This window comes from Arthrobacter sp. ISL-5, from assembly GCF_018613835.1.
Taxonomy (GTDB): domain Bacteria; phylum Actinomycetota; class Actinomycetes; order Actinomycetales; family Micrococcaceae; genus Arthrobacter.
This window is the reverse complement of the sequence record NZ_JAGGPM010000041.1, coordinates 36,321-59,121: the sequence shown is the minus strand read 5'-3', so window position 1 is coordinate 59,121 and position 22,801 is coordinate 36,321. Positions and strand designations below refer to the sequence as shown.

Genomic DNA, 22,801 nt, shown 5'->3' with positions numbered 1-22,801 from the left:
GAGCGCTCAGAAGGGCCGTATTGCAGCACTCGATGGGTGTTAGGCGCCGATGAGCGGGGAGAGCGCGAGTTCAAGGACGAAGGCAGCCGCTGCGGTGGCGACCGGCGTCAGGACCCAGAGCCCCAGGATCCGGACCACCAGCTTCCGGTGGATTGTGGCGAAATTCTGGTTTTCACCCGCGCCGAGCACGGACGACGTGACGGTGTGCGTGGTGGAGAGCGGCCAGTGGAGGCCGATCGCGCCGATGAACAGCAGGATGGCGCTGAAGCCCTGCGCCACCACGCCGCGGAGCGGGTCGATCCGGATGAGTCGGTAGCCCACTGTGTGCGAGATGCGCCAGCCGCCGAACAGCGTGCCAACGGTGATCATGACCGCCGACACCATGGCCACCCAGAGCGGGATGGAGCCGCCGCCACTGTACCCCGCGGCCAGGAGGGCCAGGAGAAGCACGGCGCTAATGCGCTGCCCGTCCTGGAGCCCGTGGCCAAAGGCGACCGCCCCCGCGGCGACCGACTGTGCGGTCCTGAAACGCTTGTTAATGACGCTCGGCTGCGCATAGCGGGCAGCCCAGGTGACCGGGAAGACCAGCAGGTACGCGCCGATGAAGGCGATGACCGGCGAGAGGGCCAGCGGCAGGACCACCTGGAACAGCAGTGACTGGTCCACGCCGCCCACGGAGTTGCCGCCCACCACCACACTCGCGGTGCCGGCGCCCGCCAGGCCGCCCACCAGGGCATGCGTGGAGGATGACGGGATGCCGCGCCACCAGAGCAACAGGCCCCAGGTGCAGGCGCTGGCCAGGCCGGCCGCCAGGATGGTCAGGCCGCTGTCGCCGCGGGGGAGGGTGACCCAGGTCTGGCTGACGGCCACGGCAGGGCCGGCGCTGAGCAGGGCGCCGATGAAGTTGAAGGCGGCTGCCAGCAGGACGGCCACCGTAGGCGTCAGCGCCCGGGTGCGCACTGCCAGGGCCACCGACGTCGACACGTCCCTAAAGCCGTTGATGAACGCAAACGCCGCGGCCAGGACCACCACCATGGCGAAGATGAACAGCGTCACGTCAGGATTCCTTGACGATGATGCTGCCTACCTGGGTGGCGATGCGCCGCATGTCCTTGGTGACGTCCACCAGCTGGTTGGCGATGTCCCTGTTCCGGGCGTACTGCGTGGACTTCATGTCCTTGAGCATGTCCGCCACCCAGATCCGGTGCGTCCGCTCGGCACGCTTGGCCAGGCGCAGGACCTCGATCCAGTAGTCCTCAAGGTCATCGAGGTTGTTCAGCCGCCGCATGGCATCAGCGGTGAGTTCGGCCTGGCGGCTGATGATCTCAAGCTGGTCGGCGGCCCGTTTCGGAAGCCGGTCCAGCTTGTAGAGCGCCACGAGCTCGGCCGCGGCGTCCAGCTTCTCGATTGCTTCGTTGAGGCACAGGGACAGGCCGTACATGTCCTCGCGGGGCAGCGGGTTCACGAAGCTGGTGCGCATGTGGGTCAGCAGGGCGAAGTGCAGCTCAGCGGATTTGGCCTCGTGGTTGTGCATGTCCTCGACAAGCCGGTCATGCTCAGTGGCCGGTGCTCCCAGGATCTCCGCCATGGTGGCGCTGGCCAGGACGATCTGCTGTGCCAGCTGCGAGAGAAGGTTCAGCCCCGCGGGCTCCTGCGGAAAAAGGCGCAGCTTCATTAGTACCGGTCTCCGGAGGATCGTCAGGGCTGGGCACTGCGGATTGTGTGACTTGACGTCCTGCCCCGCAGCTAGTCAGTACTTTACCGGCAGCGGCAACCGGGCATGAAAATGGTGCCGAACCGGATACGCCTCTCGGCGGTAGGCCGCTCTAGGCGGCTAAATGTTGAAGCCCGGGGGTTTCGCGGCTCGGCACCAGTTTCAGTGTTCTACTTTGGCCCTTCCAAGTCAACATTGACAGATCGGGCCCAATGGGTCAGTCGAGCTCGCCCAGCCGCCAGGCGTTGGCGGCGTGTTCGAGGTCTTCGGCGGTTTTCACCAGGAGGTGCGAGTTGCGCGTCAGCTTGCGGGCGTGGACCTCGTTGCTGTGGTCGGCACCGTCCGCGAGGGTGGCCTGTCCCAGCGCAACCACGCGGCAAAACGCGGCCGAACGCTCCAGCGCAACGTCGAAGTCGCCGTCGAACGCTCCGGACAGAATGGCGTCAGCCATGGTCTTCATTTCGTCGGCGCCCGGCGGTTCGGCCGCTCCGGCAACCACGTTGGACACCTGCGCCGTGTCCTTGCCCGCCTTGAAGTAGACGGAAATGCGCTCCGGGTCCTGGACGGTCGCTGCGCGGAGGGCATACAGCCTCCACAGCGCACCGGGAAGTGAGCGCGCCGGGCTTTCGGCCCACATTTCGGCGATGGCCTCGAGGCCCTGTTCGTCGGCGAGCTTCACCAGGCGTTTGGTGATGACGGGATCGTCGCTGTCCCGCCCGTGGCGCACCAGCGCCTGGGCGGCAAGGTGTGCCGCTTCGGACACGCGTGCCGGATCCGCACCGCCTGCGAATGGCTCGAAATCAATGGGCGCAAAAGGCTTTGGTTTGTGGTGCCGCTCCGCCCCGCCCGGGCCGCTGGTTCCTGCTTTCTCGCTCATGGTCCCACGCTACTCCTGGTCCGTGCGGGAATCGAGCGCGCCTTCGGAGCCTTCGCTCCGCGGGGCCGCGCGGTTTGCGCCGTGGCCAGGCCGGGAAACGAGCGGAACGACGGCGGCGGGAGGCCGCGTGCGAAAGACAACCCCCGGACTGGGGTACAGTATTAACGTCCAGAAATGGACTGGAACTGACACCCGCTGTGCAGGCCGCTGAGGCAGGCATTTCGACGGTCAGTTTGGGCCTTTAGCTCAGTTGGTAGAGCATCGGACTTTTAATCCGTGGGTCGTGGGTTCGATCCCCACAGGGCCCACTCTTTTAGCGAAGAGTGGAAAGTCCCCGGTTCCTGGCAACAGGAACCGGGGACTTTTTTGCGTGCCTGCTGCCCCCGGGCCAGTGCGGCATTCGTGTTGCGGCGCGGCGTCGCGCACAATAGCCCCATGACTAAAAGCAACGCGCGGCTGCCGCGGCTTGAGGACGTGGCGGAGCGCGCCGGAGTCTCGCACCAGACCGTCTCCAGGGTGATCAACAACCACCCCAATGTCAGCAAGGCCACGCGCGAACGCGTGGAGGCAGCCATCGCCGAGTTGGGGTACCGGCGCAACACTGCGGCGCGGAGCCTGGTCACCCGGCGCTCCCAGACCATCGGCGTCCTGGCCAGCGAGCTCTCGCAGTACGGACCCTCCAACACGCTGCTGGGGGTTGAACAGGCGGCCCGGAACGCCGGCTATTTTGTCAGTATCGCGGCGCTGAAGTCCGTCAGCCGTGAGTCGATTTTCGATGCCGTCAGGCACTTCATGGACCAGTCCGTCGACGGCATCGTGGTGAGCGTGCCGCACTCCGACACGCTGCTGGCCCTCGCGGACCTGAAGCTCGGGGTCCCGGTGGTGGCGGTGGGGTCGCTGGGAAATGACGCGGTGAGCGGCGCCATGGTGGACCAGGCGCGGGGAGCCGAACTCGCCGTCGGGCATCTGATTGAACTGGGCCACCGGCGGATAGGGCACATCGCCGGGCCGCAGGACTGGATCGACGGCGTGGCGAGGGCCGAGGCCTGGAGCGCCGCCCTGCGTTCCGCAGGCCTTGACGACGATCTCCTGATGACGGGGGACTGGAGCGCCGGCAGCGGCTACGAGATTGGCAGGAAGCTGGCCGCAGAACGCTCGGCCACGGCCGTTTTCGTGGGAAACGACCAGATGGCGCTGGGCCTGCTGCGCGCGTTCAATGAGGCCGGCGTCCGCGTGCCCGACGACGTCTCCGTGGTCGGGTTCGATGACCAGCCGGAATCGGGCTACTTCAACCCGCCGCTCACCACCGTCCGCCAGGACTTCGAGGAACTCGGCCGGCGCTGCATAGACATCATGCTGACCGCCATCGGGGACGGCGAAAGCGTAAGCAGTACCGTGGTGGCGCCCGAACTGGTGGTGCGGCAGAGCACCTCCGCCCCTGCCTGAGACCCCGGTTTTCCCGCAGCCTGATTTCGGCATAGCTGGTAAACTAATTGTTAGCGCTAACTTAGGGGGAGGAATGTCAGTAGGATCAGAGACCAGGCGTCCCCCCGTAATGGAGGACGTGGCCAGGCTGGCCGGCGTTTCACACCAGACGGTCTCGCGGGTCCTCAACGCCCATCCGAACGTCAGCCCGCAAACCCGCGAACGCGTCGAAAAGGCCATCGGAGAATTGGGCTACCGCCGGAACACCGCAGCGCGCAGCCTGGTCACCCGGCGGTCCCAGACCATAGGCGTCCTGGGAAGCGACATGTCCCATTACGGTCCGGCCAATACGCTGCTTGGAGTGCAGCAGGCAGCCCGCGACAAGGGCTATTTCGTCAGCGTGGCCAGCCTCAGTGAAGTCACGCCCGCCGCGATCAAGGACGCCCTCGAATACTTCATGATGCAGTCGGTGGACGGCATCGTCGTGATCGTGCCGCACGAGGCCATGTTCGAATCGCTCAGCACCATCAGCATGGCCGTCCCGCTGGTAGCGGTGGGCTTCGGCGTCGACGAGCGGCTGAGTGTCGCCGCGGTGAACCAGCGGATGGGAGCCAGCCTTGCCGTGCAGCATCTGGTGGACCTTGGCCATACAGCCATCGCCCATGTTTCCGGGCCGCCGGACTGGATTGACGCCGCCGCCCGCATCGACGGCTGGCGTCGTACCCTCGCCCAGGCGGAACTTTCCGACTCCGTGCTGATCCGAGGCAACTGGAGCGCCGAAAGCGGTTACCGCGCCGGGCTTGAACTTGCGGCCGTAGGAAATGTCACCGCGCTGTTCGCGGCCAACGACCAGATGGCACTGGGAGCCCTGCGTGCCTTTAGCGAAGCCGGGCTGCGCGTCCCGCAGGACATCAGCCTCGTTGGCTACGATGACCAGCCCGAGGCCGCTTATCTTGTGCCGCCCCTGACCACTGTCAACCAGGGTTTCAAGGAACTCGGAGCCCGGTGCATGCAGATGCTCCTCTTCGATATGGCCAACGGCCATTCAGGTGCGTCGTCGGTGGTCAACCCGAGGCTTGTGGTTCGTTCGACGACGGCGCCGCCACGCGCCGCACGCTGAACACGCCGCACGCTGAGCCCGTGGCTGAGGCCCGTGCACACCTCTCAAGTGGCACACGCAAGGGCCCGGCAGCCGGGAGGCTTACCGGGCCCTGCAGGAGATGCTGACGACGGCCGTACCGTGCGGCTATGAGTCCAGGAAGAAGGTGGCCGTGGCCCTGTCGTTCTTGCCTGCCGTGGCTACGGTCAGGACGCCCTGCCGGAGCAGCAGATAGGAACCGGGAAGGTCGACTGACTCGAAGGAGACTCCTGCCGGATCCGAAAGTCCCCCCCGCTGGATGAATGCCGACGACGATCCGGCGGTGGACGCGATGGCGACGGTTGAGCTTTGGATCCGAAGGTAACGTCCCTTGGTCAGGACCGGTTCGATGACCACGGAGTTCTTCTTGGCATAGCCGGGGGCAATGCGGAACTGGGACGCCCCCAGCGACGGCGCCGACGAGGCTGTGACGATTGTCCCGTCGTGAACGAGATAGGCGCCGGGGGCGGCGGCTGATTCCAATCGCACGGGGAGCTCCCCGTCCCCGACCGGAACGCCAAAATCGGGTGTTCCGTCTGCCTTCCAGTGCAGCCGCTGAACGCGGGCATGCCTGTTGGGATCAAAGAGCGGGTTGCCGATCGGGTCGCGGTAGGACCTGGCGTGGTACACGAGAACGTCATTGCCCGCTTCGTCGACCGTGAAGGAGTTGTGCCCCGGCCCGTACTGCTTTGACCCCTCCGAGGTGCTGAATACCGGCGTCGGGGTCTTCGTCCAGGACGCCGCATTGAGCAGGTCCGCGTTTTCGTCCGCGGTCAGGAGGCCCACGCAGTAGTTGGCGTCTGTCGCACTGGCTGAGAAGGACACAAAGATCCGGCCGTTCCGCTTGATCACGGCGGGCCCTTCGTTGACTTTGTACCCCCTGGTTTCCCAGTCCAGCGTGGGGACAGCGATGCGGACCGGAGCGCTGGACAAGGTGGAGGGAGATGACATGGAGGCGACGAACAGGCTCGAATTCACGCCTGTATCGCTCTGCGCCCAGAGCAGGTACCGCGTGCCGGCGTGCTCGAAGGTGGTGGCGTCCAGGGAAAAAGTGTCGGCGTGCGTGTACACGCGGACCGGCGGTTCCCACACCGCGGTCGTCGGGTCAGCCGCGGCCGTGGATATCACGTAGATCCGCACCCGGAAAACGTCGGTGCTGTCCCCGGCGGCGAAGTAGATGTGCCACTTCCCGTCAAAGTGATGCAGCTCCGGTGCCCAGATGTAGCCTCCCATGGTCCCGGTGGCGGGCCGCGTCCACACCACGGCCTCCGAGGAGCTGCCCAGCCCGGAGATGGTGGATGAGGAGCGGAGGATGATCCGGTCGTATTCAGGCACGGAGCCGGTGAAGTAGTACCTGCCGTCGGTGTGCTTCATGAGCCAGGGGTCAGCCCGCTGCGGAACGATCGGGTTGATGACCGGCGTCGTAAGGGCGGGAGCGGCGGCGGCCGCCGGGGCCGTCACCAGGGTTCCCGCACCCGCGCCGGCCAGTATCACGGTAGCGGCTGCGGCGGTTCCCGAGCCGAGGAACGAGCGGCGCGAAAACTGCCGGTTGAGGGGAGCATTCATAGTAAGAGCGTCCTTCCTGGATTCCCTTCTACGCGTGGGCGCGGACGGCCTCGTGCGAGGCCGCGCGGCAGCGGAGAAGGGGTCATTGATGAAGCACCGGAGTGGGGCTGCGGCACAAGGCGTGCAGGGTCCCGGGCCGGGCGTCGCGATTTGTGAAATGGTTTTGGCGCTGATGAATCGGGTGTGACGAGTTGGGAAGCCGGCGGCGCCGGGCCGCTTAGGCCGTCTTCCTTGCGAAGAGCCGCTGCAGCAGGATGAAGACGAGGAGCAGTCCGCCGATGACGATCTTTGTCCACCAGGAACTGAGGGTTCCGTCGTAGGCGATGAAGGTCTGGACGATTCCCAGCACCAGGACTCCCACGACGGATCCCAGGACGTAGCCCGTTCCGCCCGTCAGCAGGGTGCCGCCAATGACGACGGCGGCGATGGCATCAAGTTCCATTCCCTGCGCTGCGAGGCTGTAGCCGGAGAGGCTGTAGAACGAGAACAGGACTCCGGCGATGGCGGAGCAGAGGCCGCTGAGTGCGTAGACCAGGACTTTTGTCCTCGTTACCGGCAGCCCCATGAGCATCGCTGAGTGCTCATTGCCGCCGATGGCGTAGACGGTCCGGCCAAAGCGGGTGTGGTGGAGGATGAAGAAGGCTGCGGCGACGATGGCCAGCGCCAGGAGGACGCCGGGCGAGACGAAGAGGTCCCCGGGAAGCGGGATCTGGGCCTGGGCCACGCTGGTGAAGAATCCCTCGGTGACGGGGATCGAGTCGAGGCTGATGACGTAGCAGAGGCCGCGGGCGAGAAACATGCCGGCGAGGGTGACGATGAAGGGCTGGATGTCAAAGTACTGGATGATCAGTCCCATGAGGAGGCCCAGCCCGCCACCGATGACCAGGACAAGGAAGATGACGGCGGCCGGATTCCAGCCCTGCTGGAGAAGTGTGGCGCTGACCATCATCGACAGTGCGACGACGGCTCCGACCGACAGGTCGATGCCCCCTGTCAGAATCACAAACGTCATGCCGACGGCGAGCACGATCAGGAAGGTGTTGTCGATGAAGAGGTTCAGGAACACCTGGCCGGAGAGGAAGCTCGGGTACATGCCCGCACCGACGGCGAACATGGCGATGAAGAGCCCCAGGGTCGCGAGGGTCGGCGCGTAGCGGGCACCTCCGCGCATGCGGCTGCGGAGGGGCGACGGTTCCTTGACTGTCAGTGGCGTCAGGGTGGACAGGGAGGACATCAGATTGCGACCTTTTCCTTTGTGCCGGGCTTGGGTGCGGCTTTGAGGCTCCGCAGCAGATTCCGTGCCTTGGGCGCCTGCAGGAGACATACGGTAATGACGACGAGGGCCTTGAACACCAGCGTCACTTCCGGCGGGATTCCGAGCGTGTAGACGGTGGTGGTCAGGGTCTGGATGATGAAGGCCCCGATCACGGTCCCGGCCAGGGTGTACCGCCCGCCGGCGAGTGAAGTGCCGCCGATGACGACGGCAAGGATCGCGTCCATTTCAATGTAGAGGCCGGCATTGTTCGCGTCAGCTGCGGTGACATTGGAGCTGATCATCAGGCCGGCGATGGCGGCGCACACCGCGCTGAAGACGTAAACGATCCAGATGATGTTCCGCGAGCGCAGCCCGGCCAGGCGGCTGGCCACCGGGTTGATGCCCACGGCTTCGATGAGGATTCCCAGCGCCGTGCGCCGGGTGAGGACGGCTGCCAGGACGAAGACTGCCGCGGTGATCAGGATGGAGACGGGAAGGGTGAACAGGTACCCGGCACCGATTGACTTGTAATGGTCATTCGATACGGAGACGATCTGGCCGCCCGTGATGAGCTGGGCGATGCCCCGTCCGGCGGTCATCAGCACCAGAGTCGCAATGATGGGCTGCACGCCGACCGTTGAGACCAGGAACCCGTTCCACACGCCCAGGAGAAGGCCCGCCAACACGGCGATGAGTACGGCCATGGCTGCCGTTACCGGCGAGGCAGGTTCCGGGGAAGCGGCGATGTAGGCGCACGATGCCGCTCCGGCGATGGCTACCACCGCGCCGACCGAGAGGTCAATGCCCCGGGTGGCGATGACCAGGGTCATCCCCAGGGCAATGAGGATCGTCGGGGCGCCGTTGCGCATGATGTCGATGATGCTGCCGTAGAGGTGTCCGTCCTGCATCCTCAGACTCAGGAAGTCGGGCCGGAAAATCTGGTTCAGCAGCAGCAGCGCTGCCAGCGCGATCACCGGCCAGGCAAGGCGGTTCTTCATAAGGGATTTCACTGCGTTCCTCCGGCGATGACCGTCATGACGTCTTCCACTGAGACGTCGTCATTCTTGATTTCGGCGACCATTTCCCTGTCCTTGATGACGGCGACGCGGTCGCTCAGGCGCAGGACCTCTTCGAGCTCCGAGGAGATGAAGAGGATGGACATCCCTTCGGTCGCGAGTTTGTTGACGAGCTTTTGGATCTGGGTCTTCGCCCCGATGTCGATTCCCCTGGTTGGCTCATCGAGGATCAGCAGTTCGGGGGAAGTGATCAGCCAGCGGGCGAGCAGGACCTTCTGCTGGTTCCCGCCGCTGAGGTTGCGGATCAGGGCGTCGGGATTTGCCGGGCGGATATCGAGGGTGGCGATGTACTCAGCCACCAGCTCGTCCTGGACCCGGCGTGGGATCCGGCGCGCCCAGCCTTTGCTGGCCTGCATGGCCAGCATGAGATTGTCGCGGACGGACAGGTCTCCGATGAGGCCTTCCTCCTTGCGGTCCTCGGAACAGAACCCGATGCGCTTATCGATCGCGGCCCGCGGGGAGCGGATCCTTTGGCTGACGCCCTTAACCCTTATGGAACCTTCATCGGCCTTGTCGGCACCGAAAAAGAGCCTGGCGATCTCGGTCCGGCCTGCTCCCAGCAGGCCCGCGAGGCCAACGACCTCTCCGGGGTAGATGGACAGGTCCACGTTCGACACCGATCCCTTCCTCCCGAGCCCGCGGGCCTCAACGAACGGCGTCACCTCGGAGCCTGTCCTGGCACGTGTCCGGGCAGGGGCCTGGTCCAGCTCGGCGAGTGCCTCCATTTCCTTGCCGATCATCTTGGAAATCAGGCCCATGCGGGAGAGGTCGCGGGTCAGGTATTCGCCCACGAGCTTTCCGTTGCGGAGCACCGTCATGCGGTCGGAGATCTCGTAGACCTGCTCGAGGAAGTGGGAGACGAACAGGATGGCTACGCCGCGGTCGCGGAGGTCCCGGATGACGCGGAAGAGCTGGTTGACTTCATCGGCATCGAGGCTCGACGTTGGTTCATCCAGGATGAGGACCTTGGCGTTGATCTCCACCGACCTGGCAATGGCGATGAGTTGCTGGACCGCGATGGAATGCGAGGACAGCAGGGATCCGGGATCAACATGGTTCAGGTGCAGCTCTGCGAGGACCTCCCGGGTCCGGGACCGGACGCCCTTCCAGTCAATGGAGCCGCGGCGGCGCGGTTCCCGTCCCAGCAGCACGTTTTCTTCAACGGTCAGGTTGGGGCAGAGGTTGACCTCCTGGTAGACAGTGCTGATGCCGGCGGCCTGGGATGCTGCCGGCGTTGAGAACTGCTTGTGCTCGCCGAGTACGGTTATCGTGCCGGAATCAATGGTGTACACGCCTGTCAGGGCCTTGATCAGCGTGGACTTGCCGGCGCCGTTCTCTCCCATGAGGGCGTGGACTTCACCTTGGAAGAGGCGGAAGTTGACTCCGTCGAGCGCCTTAACTCCTGGAAATCCAATAGCTATGTCGGTCATCTCGACGACCGGAACGATTTCGTTCATCCTCGTATCTTTTCTGTGCTAGGTCTGCCGTGCGGCGGGCGGCCGAGCGGCGGCGGTGATCCGCCGCCGCACGGGCGTTCAGGGCGCCGGGACTCAGTAGGGGCGGCTGGCAAGGACCTGCTTTGCCTGCTCCTGGGTGAAGGTGGTTTCCTCGGTGACCACCCGTTCCGGGACGGTCTCGCCGGCGATAACCTTCTTGGCAAGGTCCATGAGCTGGTCGCCGAGCATCGGGCTGCATTCGACGATGTAGTTGATCTTGCCGTTGCTCAGGGCGGTCATGCCGTCCTTCACCGCGTCGATGGTGACGATCTTGATGTCCTTGCCGGGAACTTTGCCGGCCGCTTCGATGGCCTCGATGGCACCCAGGCCCTCGTCGTCATTGTGCGCGAAGACAACGTCGATGTCCGGGTTGTTCTTGAGGAAGGCCTCCATGACCTGCTTGCCGCCGCTGCGGGTGAAGTCCCCACTCTGCGAGGCGATGATCTTCAGCTTCGGATTGGCCTTGATGGCTTCCTCGAACCCTTCTTTCCTGTCGTTCGCCGGAGCGGATCCGGTGGTGCCCTGAATTTCGACGATGTTGACGGTGTCGGCGGCTGCCTTCGAATCCTCCACGAGCCAGGCTCCCGCCTTCTTGCCCTCCTCAACGAAGTCAGAACCGAGGAACGTCTTGTACAGGGTCTTGTCAGAGGAGTCGACCGCCCGGTCGGTGAGGATGACGGGAATCTTCGCCGTCTTGGCCTCCTTCAGTACCGTGTCCCAGCCGGACTCCACCACGGGGGAGAACGCAATGACGTCGACTTTCTGCTGGATGTAGGAACGGATCGCCTTGATCTGGTTCTCTTGCTTTTGCTGGGCATCTGAGAACTTCAGATCGACCCCCGCTTTCTTGGCGGATTCCTGTACGGACTTGGTGTTTGCGGTGCGCCACCCGCTTTCGGCGCCGACCTGGGCAAAGCCCATGGTGATCTTGTCACTGCCCGCGTTGCCGGCAGCACTGCCGGTTCCGCCGCAGGCTGTCAGCGTGAGCATTGATGCGGCGGCAACCGCAATTAGGGATTTCTTAAACACAACATCCTCCCGGAAGCGTAGTTACATGCAGGCGGGAGAATTCGAACACCGCCATTGCTGCAAGTGAGCTGATGCGCTCTGCGACTCATTGTGAACGCTAACAAAGAATGTCGTCAAGTAGCCAGGGTCACAAATTGGCGACTTGGCTGACTGGCCGGCCGGCCGCGCCGACGGAGGGCGGGCCAATTGGAATCCCGGAAGGGTGCCCCGGGCGTGATCCACTCGGCTGCCGCTGTTGTCAAGGCCCTTTACAACACTGCAAAGATGTCGAATACTTTTCCCGACGCGCACTTTGTTAGCGTTAACAGCTTTTGTTTACCCATTCACCGGCGGCCACGCCCGGGGACGGTTTTGCATCCTGCGAAACTGTCGGCGGCCGCCTTGCCTGAGCTGCGCCGGCGAGCCGGCGGACCGTTCAATGGAGAAAGGCCATCTCTTCCATGCCATCGAAATCCCCAAGTCCCGCAAAGCGGGCCTGCACCATGGCGCTTGCCGGATCACTGGCAGCAGCGATGCTGTCACTGGCCCCGGCGCTGGGCGCCAATGCAGAGACAGCAACCAACCGAACCATCAACATCAATGCCGCCGAGACCGGGCCTTCGATCGATCCCACCATGTACGGGGCCTTCTACGAGGACATCAACCAGGGCGCCGACGGCGGCATTTACGCCGAACTCGTCCAGAACCGGTCGTTTGAATTCAACTCCGGGGACAACCGCACCTACACGCCCATGACCGCCTGGGAAACTCTCAGGCGGGGCAGCGACGGAACAGTCGCCGTCGTCAATGACGGCAATCGCCTGAACGAGAACAACCGGAACTACCTGCAGATCGACGCCGTCAGCGCCGGCGCAGGCGGCGCCGCCGGTGTCGGCGTCCGCAACAGCGGCTGGAACGCCGGGCAGAAGCTCGAGGCGCACAAGAAATACAACTACTCAGTCTGGGCACGCACGTCCAACCCCGCCGGTACAAGCCTTGCCGTAACGCTGGAGACACCGGAAGGCACCCGTCTGGCCACCGCCACGATCAAAATCAAGGGTGACAACTGGGCCAAGTACCATCTGACGTTGTCGCCCAAGTCCTCCACCGGAGCGGGCCGGCTGGCGACAGTCGTTCAGGGAACCGGAACGGTCCGGCTCGACATGATTTCGCTGTTTCCCCAGGACACGTGGAACGGCAGGGCAAACGGCCTTCGTAAGGACCTCGCCGAAAAGATCGCAGACCTGAAGCCCGGATTCCTGCGCTTCCCGGGCGGCTGCATCGTCAACACCGGAAGCTATGACACCTATTCAGCCCCCAACTACACGCGCGCCCGCACGTACCAGTGGAAGGACACCATCGGGCCGGTGGAGCAGCGCCCGGCGAACCGGAACTTCTGGGGCTACAACCAGACGTACGGCCTCGGCTACATGGAGTACTTCCAGTGGGCAGAGGACATGGGCGCAGTCCCTGTGCCGGTGGTTCCCGTGGGTGTCACGGGCTGTGGAGACAACAAGTCCGCTCCCGACCAGGCCACCCTTGACCGCTACATCCAGGACACGCTCGACCTCATCGAATTCGCCAACGGCGACGCCAGCACCGAGTGGGGCGCAAAGCGCATCGCATACGGCCACCCTGAGCCCTACAACCTGGACCGCATCGGCCTGGGCAACGAGGAGTACAAGCCCGAGTTCAAGCAATACTTCACCCAGTTCTACAACGCCGTCAGGGCCGCCCACCCCGAGATCAAGATCATCGGAAACACGGGGCCGTTCAGCCAGGGTCCCGAATTCGACGACCTCGCCAAGTTCAACGCTGACACGGGCGTCGACCTCGTCGACGAGCACTATTACAACGAACCGTCCTGGTTCCTGAACAACAACCACCGCTACGACTCCTACGACCGCAACAGCTACAAGGTCTTCCTTGGCGAGTACGCCTCCCGTGGAAACAAACCCTTCAACGCCCTCGCGGAAGCTTCGTACATGACCGGCCTCGAGCGGAACGCAGATGTGGTCAAGATGGCGTCCTACGCGCCGCTGATCGCGAATGAGGCCAACACGCAGTGGAGCCCGGACATGATGTTCTTCAACGGAACGTCCGTCCGGACCACCCCCAACTACGAGGTCCAGAAGCTGTTCATGAACAACGTCGGCACGCAGGTGGTGCCGAGCACCCAGGAAAACCCGGCCTCGACCGTGGCTCCGATTGCAGGCAAGATCGGGCTGTCCACCTGGGCCACGTCCGCCCGCTATGACGACGTCCAGGTGACCGGCAACGACGGCGCAACACTGTTCAGCGATGACTTCTCCGGAACGGCTGCGGCGTGGACCGGCAACGGCACCGGATCCTGGTCCATCCAGGACGGCGCCTACGTGCAGTCAAGCACCACCGCCCAGAACACCATGGTGACGGCCGGAAATGCCGACTGGAGCAACTACACGCTCAACACCAAGGCAACAAAGCTGGCGGGCTCGGAAGGGTTCCTCGTCTCCTTCGGAGTCAAGGACACCGGAAACTACTTCTGGTGGAACCTGGGCGGCTGGAACAACTCGAAGTCCGTCGTCGAGAAAGCCGTCAACGGCGGCAAGACGAATGTCCTGGAAAAGAACACTGTGATCCAAACCGGACACGAATACGACATCCGCATCGAGGTCACCGGGCGCACCGCCAAGCTGTACCTGGACAACGTCCTGTGGGGCACGGTGGACGATACGCCGGCCGATCCCATCTACTCCGTGGTCACCAAGGACGCAAAATCAGGCGACACCATCGTCAAGGTGGTCAACACCTCGGCTGAGCGGACTCCCGTGGACGTCAGCGTCACAGGCGCAGCCAACATTGCCGCCACCGCTGCCGTGACGACGCTCACCGAGACTGCGGACGGGCAGAACCTCGCCTCCGCGGCGAGCGCTTTCAACGGGGCAGGGCCGAAGTTCACCTACACCTTCGAGCCCAATTCGGTGACCTTCATCCGGCTTACCGACGGCAGCACACGCAAATAGGAACGTAACCCGGGCTTGACCACAGGTGGCCCGGCTGGCGAGCCGGCCGGGCCACCTGTCTTGCCCTACTTCCGCGGCAGCCCGCGACAACGTATCGGAGATCCAATGACGAATCCAGTATCCAGGCGCAATATCCTCAGGCTTGGAGCGGCCGCAGCGGCGCTTCCATGGCTCCCCTCGCTTGCAACCGCGGCCACGGCAGCCGCCGCACAGGGGCCCCTGCCAGCCACCGGCGGCGTTACCGCCGCGCTTGCCCTTCGCCCCTTCAAACTTTCAGACGTCGCGCTGGGCCCCGGAGTCTTCGCCCGGAAGCGCGACTTGATCCTCAACTTCGCCCGGGGCTACGACGAACGCCGCTACATCAATGTTTTCCGGGCCAACGCCGGCCTCCGGCCGATTGCCGGCGTAACGCCCCTGCCGGCCGGCGGGTGGGAAGGCCTCGACGGCGAAGCGAACGGGAACCTGAGGGGTCATTTCACCGGGCACCATATGTCCATGCTGGCCCAGGCCTATGCCAGCACCGGGGAGGAGGTGTTCGGGACGAAGCTGCAGAACCTGGTCTCCTCGCTCCACGAATGCCGGCAGTCGCTCTCGCAGGATCCCTCCGTCCAGGCAACAACCGGCCGGGTTTCCGCTTCCGCCGTCGAGCTGGCCCGGGGGTCCTATCTCTACGGTCAGCTGCCTCCGGGATCGGTCGACGGGCTTCACAGTATGACGTTCGCAGCATGGGTGCGCCCCACAGCGGCAGCGAAACCGGGCGCGGATATTCGACTTCGGAAATGACACCAGGACCTACGCCTTCCTGACGCCGCGCGACGGCAGCGGGCTTCCCCGGTTCGCCATCACGCGGAACTTCGCGGGCGGCGAACAGACGATCGTGGGTTCCTCGCCGTTGCCGGTCAACGAATGGAGCCATGTTGCGGTCACGCTCGACGGCGGGACGGGCACACTGTACGTCAATGGCCAGCGCGTCGGCCAAAACTCCGCCATGACCTTGACCCCCGCGATGCTGGGGAGCCTGGGCAACGTGTGGCTGGGCCGTTCCCAGTACAACGACCCGACTTACGCGGGCGGGTACCAGGACGTCAACATCTGGTCAGCGGCGCTGACCGCGGGGCAGATCGGAGAGCTGGCCGGGACGCGCGCGTCCGCCACCTCGGCAGGCGGCGGGGACGTCATTTCCATCGCCTGCAGCGAGACCAGCGGGTCGACACTGGCCGACGCGTCCGGAAAGGGCCGTCACGCCACCCTGCGGCGCACCTGGGGCCTGCCCAGCCACCCCGGGTTCCTCGCGGCCTACCCCGAAACGCAGTTCATCGAACTCGAGAGCAGGACCACCCCTGACTACTACCGTGTCTGGGCCCCGTACTACACCGCGCACAAGATCCTCAAAGGCCTGCTGGATGCGTACACGGCCACGAAGGAACCGAAGGCCCTTGACCTGGCGGTCGGCCTCTGTGACTGGATGCACTCGCGGCTCAGCAGGCTCACCCCGGCCGTCCGCCAGCGCATGTGGGGGATCTTCTCCAGCGGCGAGTTCGGCGGCATCGTGGAAGCCATCCTTGAGACCCACGGGCACTCCCGCAAACCGGAGCACCTGGAACTCGCCAAATACTTCGATCTCGACTCCCTCATCGACGCGTGTGCCGCCAACAAGGACGTCCTCACCGGCCTCCACGCCAACCAGCACATCCCGATCTTCACCGGGCTGATGCTCATGTACAACAAGACCGCCGATGAGAGGTACCTCAGGTCCGCCCGCAACTTCTGGGGCATGATCGCAGGCACGCGAACCTACAGCATCGGCGGAACAAGCCAGACCGAATTCTGGAAGGCGCCCAACCAGATTGCGAGCACGCTGCATGACACGGACGCCGAAACCTGCTGCGCCTACAACATGCTCAAGCTCTCCCGCGAACTGTTCTTCAAGGAGCAGAACCCCGCATACATGGACTACTACGAACGCGCGCTCCTGAACCAGGTGCTTGGCTCGAAGCAGGACCAGGACAGCGCGGAGCTGCCGCTTGCGACCTACTTCATCGGCCTTCAGCCTGGCGCAGTCCGCGACTTCACCCCGAAGAACGGGACCACCTGCTGCGAAGGCACCGGCATGGAGTCGGCCACGAAGTACCAGGATTCGGTGTACTTCACTGCCGAGGACAACAGCGCACTGTACGTGAACCTCTATATTCCCTCCGAGCTCAACTGGGCGGACAAGAACCTAACAGTGACGCAGGAGACCACATATCCGCTCGAGCAGCGGTCGAAACTTACGGTCGCCGGCGACGGCCAGTTCGAACTGCGGCTGAGAGTTCCGGCATGGGCGACGGCAGGCTTCACCGTCCGCGTCAACGGAACCCCAGTCGACGGACAGGCGGTACCCGGCACCTACCTCAACATTCCCAGGGCGTGGAAGAGCGGCGACTCTGTAGAGATTGACATGCCGTTCACGCTCCGTGCCGAAAGGGCCCTGGACGACCCGAGAGTCCAGACGTTGATGTACGGACCTGTGCACCTGGTGGCACGGGACAGCCGCACTACCTTCCTGCCGTTCAGTCTGTACGCTACGGCCAAGCTCAACGGAGACCTCGCCCCGGCCGTGCAGCCGGTTGCCGGCAAGCCACTGCACTTCACCCTGTCCGGCGTTGAGCTGGCGCCCTTCCTCGAAGGAACGGCGGACGCATTCCACTCATACTTCCGGCGCAATGAGCCGAAAGTCGTGTTTGGCGGCGTGGATTCCGGCGTGACCAACCCCGCACGGGCCAACAAGACCACCCTGCTCGACGACGTCTGGGACGCCGCTTCCTTCGTGAACAAGCCTGAACTGCTGAAGCGCGTCGCCCAGGTGAACAGCACGTGGATCATCGAGGGCGCCCTTTCCCAAGCTGACGCCGACCGCATCTACCGGTGTGCCCAGCGCGCAGCCTTCACGACTCCGGCCGGCGAGATCGATGACCTCCAGGCCGTTGCGGATGCAGCCCGCACCGCCGGCACCATGACAGCCGAGGCGCACGCGATGCTCGGCGCCCGGCTGGAAGCCGCCCGGAAAGCACTCGCGGAGAAATCCACTGCAAAGGCTGTGCGGTACCTGAAGCAGTACCTCGACTTCGCCGGGCGCAGCCTGGACAACCAGGCCCTCCAGGACATCCTGGTGAGCGGTGCGCAGGCCCTCATCGTCAGGCTGACCTCCTGACTACTGATCTCATAATCTCCTGAACCGGGCCGCGCAGCTGCGGCTTCCCAAGGCCCCAGGGCCTGCCCCCAAGACCCGTCAACCGCGGCGCCGTTGCCGCCCTAACGAAAGCATCATCCATGCCCCTAATTCCACTTAGATCCCGCACCGGGCCGGCAGTCCTTACAGCGGCTGCCCTTGTTCTTGGTGGCCTCGCCGCCGGCGCCCCCGCCCAGGCCGCCATTGACGACGGCCTGGTCCTCAAATACAACCTGACCGAACCGACCGGAACCGTTGCCGAAGACACCTCCGGAAACGGACGCAACGGCGCGATCAGCGGCGACGCCAGCCGCCTGGGTGATGAAGGCCTGCAGCTCGGCGGCACCAACGCCCATGTCCGCCTTCCCAACGACGTCATGCGGGGCCTCGACTCCATCACCGTCTCGACGGACGTGAAGCTCGCTTCGGATCAGGCCACCCCCTATTTCATTTGGGGACTCGGCAATACCAGCAACGGCACCGGAAACGGCTATCTGTTCACCACCGGCAACTCGTACCGCACCTCGATCGCCAGCGGTAACTGGTCAACGGAGCAGACTGCCAATGCCGGCAGGGACCTGGCGCGAGGCGCCTGGAAGACCATCACCTACACCCTCGCCGGCGGCACCGCCGTCCTGTACGAGGACGGCGTCGAAGTGGCCCGCAGGAGCGGAGTCACCATCACCCCCGGCAGCATCGGCGGCGGAAGCACAACGGCCAACTACCTGGGACGATCGGTCTACAGCGGAGACAAGTACCTGAAGGGGCAGGTCCGCGACTTCCGCATCTACAACCGTGCCCTCTCGGCGGCTGAAGTGCGCGAGCTCGGCTACGTCTCCCCGGAAGAGAAGGTGGCCCTCGATCTGCAGGATCTCTCGCTCGGGGACACCAGCGCCGTTACCGCCGACCTGGCCCTGCCCCTCACCGGGCCCAACGGGTCGGCCTACACCTGGTCGTCCTCGAACGAAGGGACAGTCTCGTCCAAGGGCGCCGTCACGCGTCCCGCTTACGGGACGGGAAACGCGGCCGTGACGCTGACGGCCACGGCCACTTCCGGTGAGGCATCGGCTTCGAAGACCTTCACCGTAACCGTCCTCGAAGACATCAGCGGCGAGCAGAAAGTCAGCGAGGCCGCAGCCGCCCTGAACGTGTGGGATGCCGGGGGAATCCGCGGCAACATCACCCTGCCCACGAACGGCCGGCACGGGACCAGCGTGGTTTGGGCATCGGGAGACGAGTCCGTCATCACCGCCACCGGCGAGGTCACGCGGCCGGCCTACGGCAGCGAGCCTGCCCGGCTCAACCTCCACGCGTTCGTCAGCTACGGCAAGGCCAAGACGAAGAGGACTTTTCGCGTCGCCGTCCTTCCGCTGCCCAAGGCGGAGGCCAAGGAAGGATACGCCTTCGCGTATTTCACCGGCAACGACATCGCCGGAGAGAACATCTTCATGGCCGCCAGCCGGGGCAATGACGCGCTCAAGTGGGACGAACTCAACGGCGGACAGCCCGTGGTGAAATCCGGTCTTGGCACAAAGGGCCTGCGGGACCCCTTCGTCATCCGCTCTCCGGAAGGCGACAAGTTCTACATGATCGCCACCGACCTCTCCATCGGCAGCGGAACCTCGTGGGACGCCTCCCAGCGCCAAGGCAGCCGGTACCTGGAAGTCTGGGAGTCAACGGACCTTGTGAACTGGTCCGGGCAGCGGCACGTGAAGGTCTCTCCGGACACGGCAGGGAACACCTGGGCGCCGGAAGCCCACTACGACGAGAAAATCGGGGCCTACGTCGTCTACTGGGCTTCCAAGATCTACGCCGACAACGACCCCAACCACTCCGGCGGCACCCACAACAAGATGATGTACTCCACCACGCGCGACTTCCGGACGTTCAGCGAAGCCAAGGTCTGGAACGACCCGGGTGATTCGGTCATCGACTCCACAGTTATCAAGGAGGGCAACACCTATTACCGGTTCACCAAGGACGAGGCCCGGGTCTCCGGTTGCCTCGACATCATGCAGGAGAAGTCCACCGATCTGCTGGCCGTCGATCTGCCGGCCACGAACCCGCGCAACTGGTCCCTGATGGCCAACTGCATCGGCAAGAACGCCGGGACCGGCGGCGTGGAGGGGCCGACCGTCTTCAAATCAAACACCGAAGAGAAGTATTACCTCTTCGTGGATGAGTTTGGCGGCCGCGGCTACATCCCCCTGGAAAGTACCAGTCTCGAGAACCCCGACTGGAAGCTCGCGAGCAACTACGAACTGCCTCGTGCGCCGCGCCACGGCACTGTCCTGCCCGTTACCAAGACGGAGCTGGAGCGCCTTCACAGCCAGCTCGGCTAAGGCGGCACGGGGAAGTACCTGACGCAAGAAGGACCCAGATGCCTGGAAGGGCAGGGGCTCCGCCCAGCAGGGCGGGGCCCCTGCCCCATTGGTGCGACGGGGTGGGCGGAGGGAACAGCGCGGCCTGAGCGCCTTAAAATTGGGCGCCGCCAATGCTTGACGCGTAGATATGTTAGCGTTCACAATCTAAGAGAATCTTTTACGTTTTCGATACCGGGCATAGGGGCCAGCACCTCCCGGATGGAGGTTTTTAGCATGCAATCCAGTGATGACACCGGTTTCAACCCCGGCAGCGAAAACTACGTCATCGGGGTGGACTACGGCACCCTGTCGGGCCGCGCCGTGGTGGTCCGGGTCCGCGACGGCAAGGAACTCGGCAGCGGGGTGTTCGACTATCCGCATGCGGTGGTCACCGAGGCGCTTCCGGCCGATGTTGCGGCCGACGGCGGCACCCGCCTTCCCGGCGACTGGGCACTTCAGGTGCCGAACGACTACCGGGACGTGCTCCGGAACGCTGTGCCGGCGGCGATCGCGGACGCCGGGATCGACCCGTCAGCCGTGGTCGGGATCGCCACTGACTTCACCGCGTGCACCATGGTGCCGGTGAAGGCTGACGGCACGCCGCTGAATGAAGTGCCCGGCTTCGCCAACCGGCCGCACGCCTACGTCAAGCTGTGGCGCCACCACGCCGCGCAGGGGCAGGCGGACCGGATCAACGCCCTGGCCGCGGAACTGGGCGAGACCTGGCTGCCGCGCTACGGCGGGCTGATCTCCTCCGAATGGGAGTTCGCCAAGGGGCTCCAGCTGCTGGAGGAAGACCCGGAAGCCTATACGGAAATGGACCATTGGGTGGAGGCCGCGGACTGGATTGTCTGGCAGCTATGCGGCAACTACGTCCGCAACGCCTGCACGGCCGGGTACAAGGGCATCTACCAGGACGGGAAGTATCCCTCCGAGGACTTCCTGGCCGCGCTGAACCCGCAGTTCAAGGACTTCGTGAGCGCCAAGCTGGACCACACCATCGGCCGGCTCGGCGACGCCGCGGGCTTCCTGACCGCCGAGGCCGCTGCCTGGACCGGGCTGCCGGAAGGGATCGCTGTGGCCGTGGGCAACGTGGACGCCCACGTCACCGCACCGGCGGCCAAGGCGGTGGAACCGGGCCAGCTCGTGGCCATCATGGGCACGTCCACCTGCCACGTCATGAACGGGACGGAACTGCGCGAAGTGCCCGGCATGTGCGGAGTGGTCGACGGCGGAATCGTCGACGGACTCTGGGGCTACGAAGCCGGCCAGTCCGGCGTGGGGGACATCTTCGGCTGGTTCACGAAGTACGGCGTTCCGCCGGAATACCACCAGGCCGCGGCCGCTGCGGGGCTGGGCATCCACGAATACCTCACCGAGCTGGCTTCCGGCCAGGCGATCGGTGAGCACGGCCTGATCGCCCTGGACTGGCACTCCGGCAACCGCTCGGTGCTGGTGGACCACGAGCTGTCCGGTGTGGTGGTGGGCCAGACCCTGGCCACCCGCCCCGAAGACACGTACCGGGCACTCCTGGAGGCCACGGCCTTCGGCACCCGCACCATCGTGGACGCCTTCCGCGACTCCGGCGTGCCGGTGAAGGAGTTCATCGTCGCCGGCGGGCTGCTGAAGAACAAGCTCCTGATGCAGATCTACGCCGACATCACCGGGCTGCAGCTCTCCACCATCGGCTCCACCCAGGGACCGGCGCTGGGCTCGGCCATCCACGCCGCCGTCGCCGCCGGCAGGTACCCGGACATCCGGGCAGCCGCGGACGCCATGGGCTCCGCCCCGGGCGCCGTGTACACCCCGGTCCCGGAGAACGCTGCCGCGTACGACGAGCTTTTCCGGGAGTACCGCACACTGCACGATTACTTCGGCAGAGGAACCAACGACGTCATGCACCGGCTCAAGGCCATCCAGCGCCAGGCGGCCACGTCCCTGCTCGCAGAGGAGGTCTCCGCATGAGTGCGCTCCTGGAAACCATTTCCCGCATCCGGGCCGAGGTCTGCGCCCTGCACGCCGAGCTGACCCGCTACGAACTGGTGGTCTGGACCGCCGGGAACGTCTCAGCCCGTGTCCCCGGCCACGATCTGATGGTGATCAAGCCCTCGGGTGTCTCCTATGCGGACCTCACCCCGGAAAGCATGGTGGTGACCGACCTCTACGGCGTCCCCGCGGACGGTGAGTGGGAGAACCCGGCCCTCACGCCGTCGTCGGACACCGCCGCGCACGCCTACGTCTACCGGCACATGCCCGACGTCGGGGGAGTGGTGCATACTCACTCGACCTACGCCACGGCGTGGGCGGCCCGCGGCGAGGCGATCCCGTGCGTGCTGACCATGATGGGCGACGAATTCGGCGGCACCATCCCGGTGGGCCCGTTCGCGCTGATCGGGGACGACTCGATCGGCCGCGGCATCGTGGAGACCCTGCAGGCCTCTAACTCCCCGGCGGTCCTGATGCAGAACCACGGCCCGTTCACCATCGGCAAGGACGCCCGTTCGGCGGTCAAGGCTGCCGTGATGTGCGAGGAAGTGGCCCGGACCGTGCACATTGCCCGGCAGCTCGGCGAGCCACTGCCCATCGACCAGAGCCAGATCGAGTCGCTCTACGACCGCTACCAGAACGTGTACGGCCGCTAAACCCAGCCCCGGCCGCTCGGCCCAA

General features: G+C 64.9%; 16 protein-coding genes and 1 tRNA gene. 9 read left to right on the top strand and 8 right to left on the bottom strand.

What is annotated here, in order from left to right:
- Positions 1-39: 39 nt before the first annotated feature.
- From J7I89_RS20920 to J7I89_RS20910, 3 genes are all read right to left on the bottom strand, one after another.
- Entirely contained in the window at positions 40-1,056 is a 1,017-nt protein-coding gene (locus J7I89_RS20920; protein WP_308159991.1) for an anion permease, read from the bottom strand.
- A gap of 1 nt (position 1,057) precedes the next feature.
- Positions 1,058-1,675 carry a DUF47 domain-containing protein gene (locus J7I89_RS20915; RefSeq protein WP_214974298.1) on the bottom strand — a complete coding sequence of 206 codons (618 nt, stop codon included), beginning with the start codon at positions 1,673-1,675 and terminating at the stop codon, positions 1,058-1,060.
- Between the two features lie 256 nt (positions 1,676-1,931).
- Entirely contained in the window at positions 1,932-2,591 is a 660-nt protein-coding gene (locus J7I89_RS20910; protein WP_056631802.1) for a hypothetical protein, read from the bottom strand.
- A gap of 235 nt (positions 2,592-2,826) precedes the next feature.
- On the opposite strand from J7I89_RS20910, the gene J7I89_RS20905 reads away from it, so the two are divergent.
- The 3 genes from J7I89_RS20905 to J7I89_RS20895 all read left to right on the top strand — a co-directional run bounded on the left by J7I89_RS20905 (position 2,827) and on the right by J7I89_RS20895 (position 5,136).
- Positions 2,827-2,899, top strand: a tRNA-Lys gene (locus J7I89_RS20905).
- A 127-nt stretch (positions 2,900-3,026) separates the two neighbouring features.
- Positions 3,027-4,037: a LacI family DNA-binding transcriptional regulator gene (locus tag J7I89_RS20900; RefSeq protein ID WP_214974296.1), complete on the top strand. Its 1,011-nt coding sequence runs from the start codon at positions 3,027-3,029 to the stop codon at positions 4,035-4,037.
- Between the two features lie 73 nt (positions 4,038-4,110).
- Complete coding sequence (locus J7I89_RS20895; RefSeq protein WP_251045656.1) at positions 4,111-5,136, top strand: LacI family DNA-binding transcriptional regulator; 1,026 nt, start codon at positions 4,111-4,113, stop codon at positions 5,134-5,136.
- Between the two features lie 126 nt (positions 5,137-5,262).
- On the opposite strand, the gene J7I89_RS20890 is transcribed toward J7I89_RS20895, so the two are convergent.
- The 5 genes from J7I89_RS20890 to J7I89_RS20870 all read right to left on the bottom strand — a co-directional run bounded on the left by J7I89_RS20890 (position 5,263) and on the right by J7I89_RS20870 (position 11,576).
- Positions 5,263-6,720: a family 43 glycosylhydrolase gene (locus tag J7I89_RS20890; protein ID WP_214974294.1), complete on the bottom strand. Its 1,458-nt coding sequence runs from the start codon at positions 6,718-6,720 to the stop codon at positions 5,263-5,265.
- Between the two features lie 217 nt (positions 6,721-6,937).
- Positions 6,938-7,954, bottom strand: a complete 1,017-nt coding sequence (gene yjfF, locus J7I89_RS20885; protein ID WP_214974292.1) for a galactofuranose ABC transporter, permease protein YjfF — start codon at positions 7,952-7,954, stop codon at positions 6,938-6,940.
- Complete coding sequence (locus J7I89_RS20880) at positions 7,954-8,985, bottom strand: ABC transporter permease (protein ID WP_104139689.1); 1,032 nt, start codon at positions 8,983-8,985, stop codon at positions 7,954-7,956. The genes yjfF and J7I89_RS20880 overlap by 1 nt, the downstream gene beginning before the upstream one ends.
- The gene (locus tag J7I89_RS20875; protein ID WP_214974291.1) at positions 8,982-10,508 is read right to left on the bottom strand and encodes a sugar ABC transporter ATP-binding protein; all 1,527 of its coding nucleotides are present in this window, start codon (positions 10,506-10,508) and stop codon (positions 8,982-8,984) included. Before J7I89_RS20875 ends, J7I89_RS20880 begins: the two co-directional genes overlap by 4 nt.
- A gap of 93 nt (positions 10,509-10,601) precedes the next feature.
- Positions 10,602-11,576 (bottom strand): ABC transporter substrate-binding protein, encoded by a 975-nt coding sequence (locus J7I89_RS20870; RefSeq protein ID WP_308159990.1) that lies wholly within the window; start codon positions 11,574-11,576, stop codon positions 10,602-10,604.
- A gap of 440 nt (positions 11,577-12,016) precedes the next feature.
- On the opposite strand from J7I89_RS20870, the gene J7I89_RS20865 reads away from it, so the two are divergent.
- From J7I89_RS20865 to J7I89_RS20840, 6 genes are all read left to right on the top strand, one after another.
- Complete coding sequence (locus J7I89_RS20865) at positions 12,017-14,560, top strand: alpha-L-arabinofuranosidase C-terminal domain-containing protein (RefSeq protein ID WP_214974289.1); 2,544 nt, start codon at positions 12,017-12,019, stop codon at positions 14,558-14,560.
- Between the two features lie 105 nt (positions 14,561-14,665).
- Positions 14,666-15,343, top strand: coding sequence for a beta-L-arabinofuranosidase domain-containing protein (locus J7I89_RS20860; protein ID WP_214974287.1), 678 nt, complete (start codon positions 14,666-14,668; stop codon positions 15,341-15,343).
- Positions 15,324-17,753: a beta-L-arabinofuranosidase domain-containing protein gene (locus J7I89_RS20855; protein WP_308159992.1), complete on the top strand. Its 2,430-nt coding sequence runs from the start codon at positions 15,324-15,326 to the stop codon at positions 17,751-17,753. Before J7I89_RS20860 ends, J7I89_RS20855 begins: the two co-directional genes overlap by 20 nt.
- Before the next feature lie 119 nt (positions 17,754-17,872).
- On the top strand, positions 17,873-20,113 hold the full coding sequence (locus tag J7I89_RS20850) for an immunoglobulin-like domain-containing protein (protein WP_214974278.1): 2,241 nt from the start codon (positions 17,873-17,875) through the stop codon (positions 20,111-20,113).
- A 255-nt stretch (positions 20,114-20,368) separates the two neighbouring features.
- Positions 20,369-22,099 (top strand): ribulokinase, encoded by a 1,731-nt coding sequence (gene araB / locus J7I89_RS20845; protein WP_214974277.1) that lies wholly within the window; start codon positions 20,369-20,371, stop codon positions 22,097-22,099.
- A complete protein-coding gene (locus J7I89_RS20840; protein ID WP_214974275.1) occupies positions 22,096-22,776 on the top strand; it encodes an L-ribulose-5-phosphate 4-epimerase in 681 nt (226 codons plus the stop codon). Before araB ends, J7I89_RS20840 begins: the two co-directional genes overlap by 4 nt.
- Positions 22,777-22,801 lie beyond the last annotated feature (25 nt).

Coding starts and splice junctions, on each gene's coding strand:
- J7I89_RS20915 (WP_214974298.1), bottom strand. CDS start 1,675: ATGAAGCTGCGCCTTTTTCCGCAGGAGCCCGCGGGGCTGAACCTTCTC.
- J7I89_RS20910 (WP_056631802.1), bottom strand. CDS start 2,591: ATGAGCGAGAAAGCAGGAACCAGCGGCCCGGGCGGGGCGGAGCGGCAC.
- J7I89_RS20900 (WP_214974296.1), top strand. CDS start 3,027: ATGACTAAAAGCAACGCGCGGCTGCCGCGGCTTGAGGACGTGGCGGAG.
- J7I89_RS20895 (WP_251045656.1), top strand. CDS start 4,111: ATGTCAGTAGGATCAGAGACCAGGCGTCCCCCCGTAATGGAGGACGTG.
- J7I89_RS20890 (WP_214974294.1), bottom strand. CDS start 6,720: ATGAATGCTCCCCTCAACCGGCAGTTTTCGCGCCGCTCGTTCCTCGGC.
- yjfF (WP_214974292.1), bottom strand. CDS start 7,954: ATGTCCTCCCTGTCCACCCTGACGCCACTGACAGTCAAGGAACCGTCG.
- J7I89_RS20875 (WP_214974291.1), bottom strand. CDS start 10,508: ATGAACGAAATCGTTCCGGTCGTCGAGATGACCGACATAGCTATTGGA.
- J7I89_RS20865 (WP_214974289.1), top strand. CDS start 12,017: ATGCCATCGAAATCCCCAAGTCCCGCAAAGCGGGCCTGCACCATGGCG.
- J7I89_RS20860 (WP_214974287.1), top strand. CDS start 14,666: ATGACGAATCCAGTATCCAGGCGCAATATCCTCAGGCTTGGAGCGGCC.
- J7I89_RS20850 (WP_214974278.1), top strand. CDS start 17,873: ATGCCCCTAATTCCACTTAGATCCCGCACCGGGCCGGCAGTCCTTACA.
- araB (WP_214974277.1), top strand. CDS start 20,369: ATGCAATCCAGTGATGACACCGGTTTCAACCCCGGCAGCGAAAACTAC.
- J7I89_RS20840 (WP_214974275.1), top strand. CDS start 22,096: ATGAGTGCGCTCCTGGAAACCATTTCCCGCATCCGGGCCGAGGTCTGC.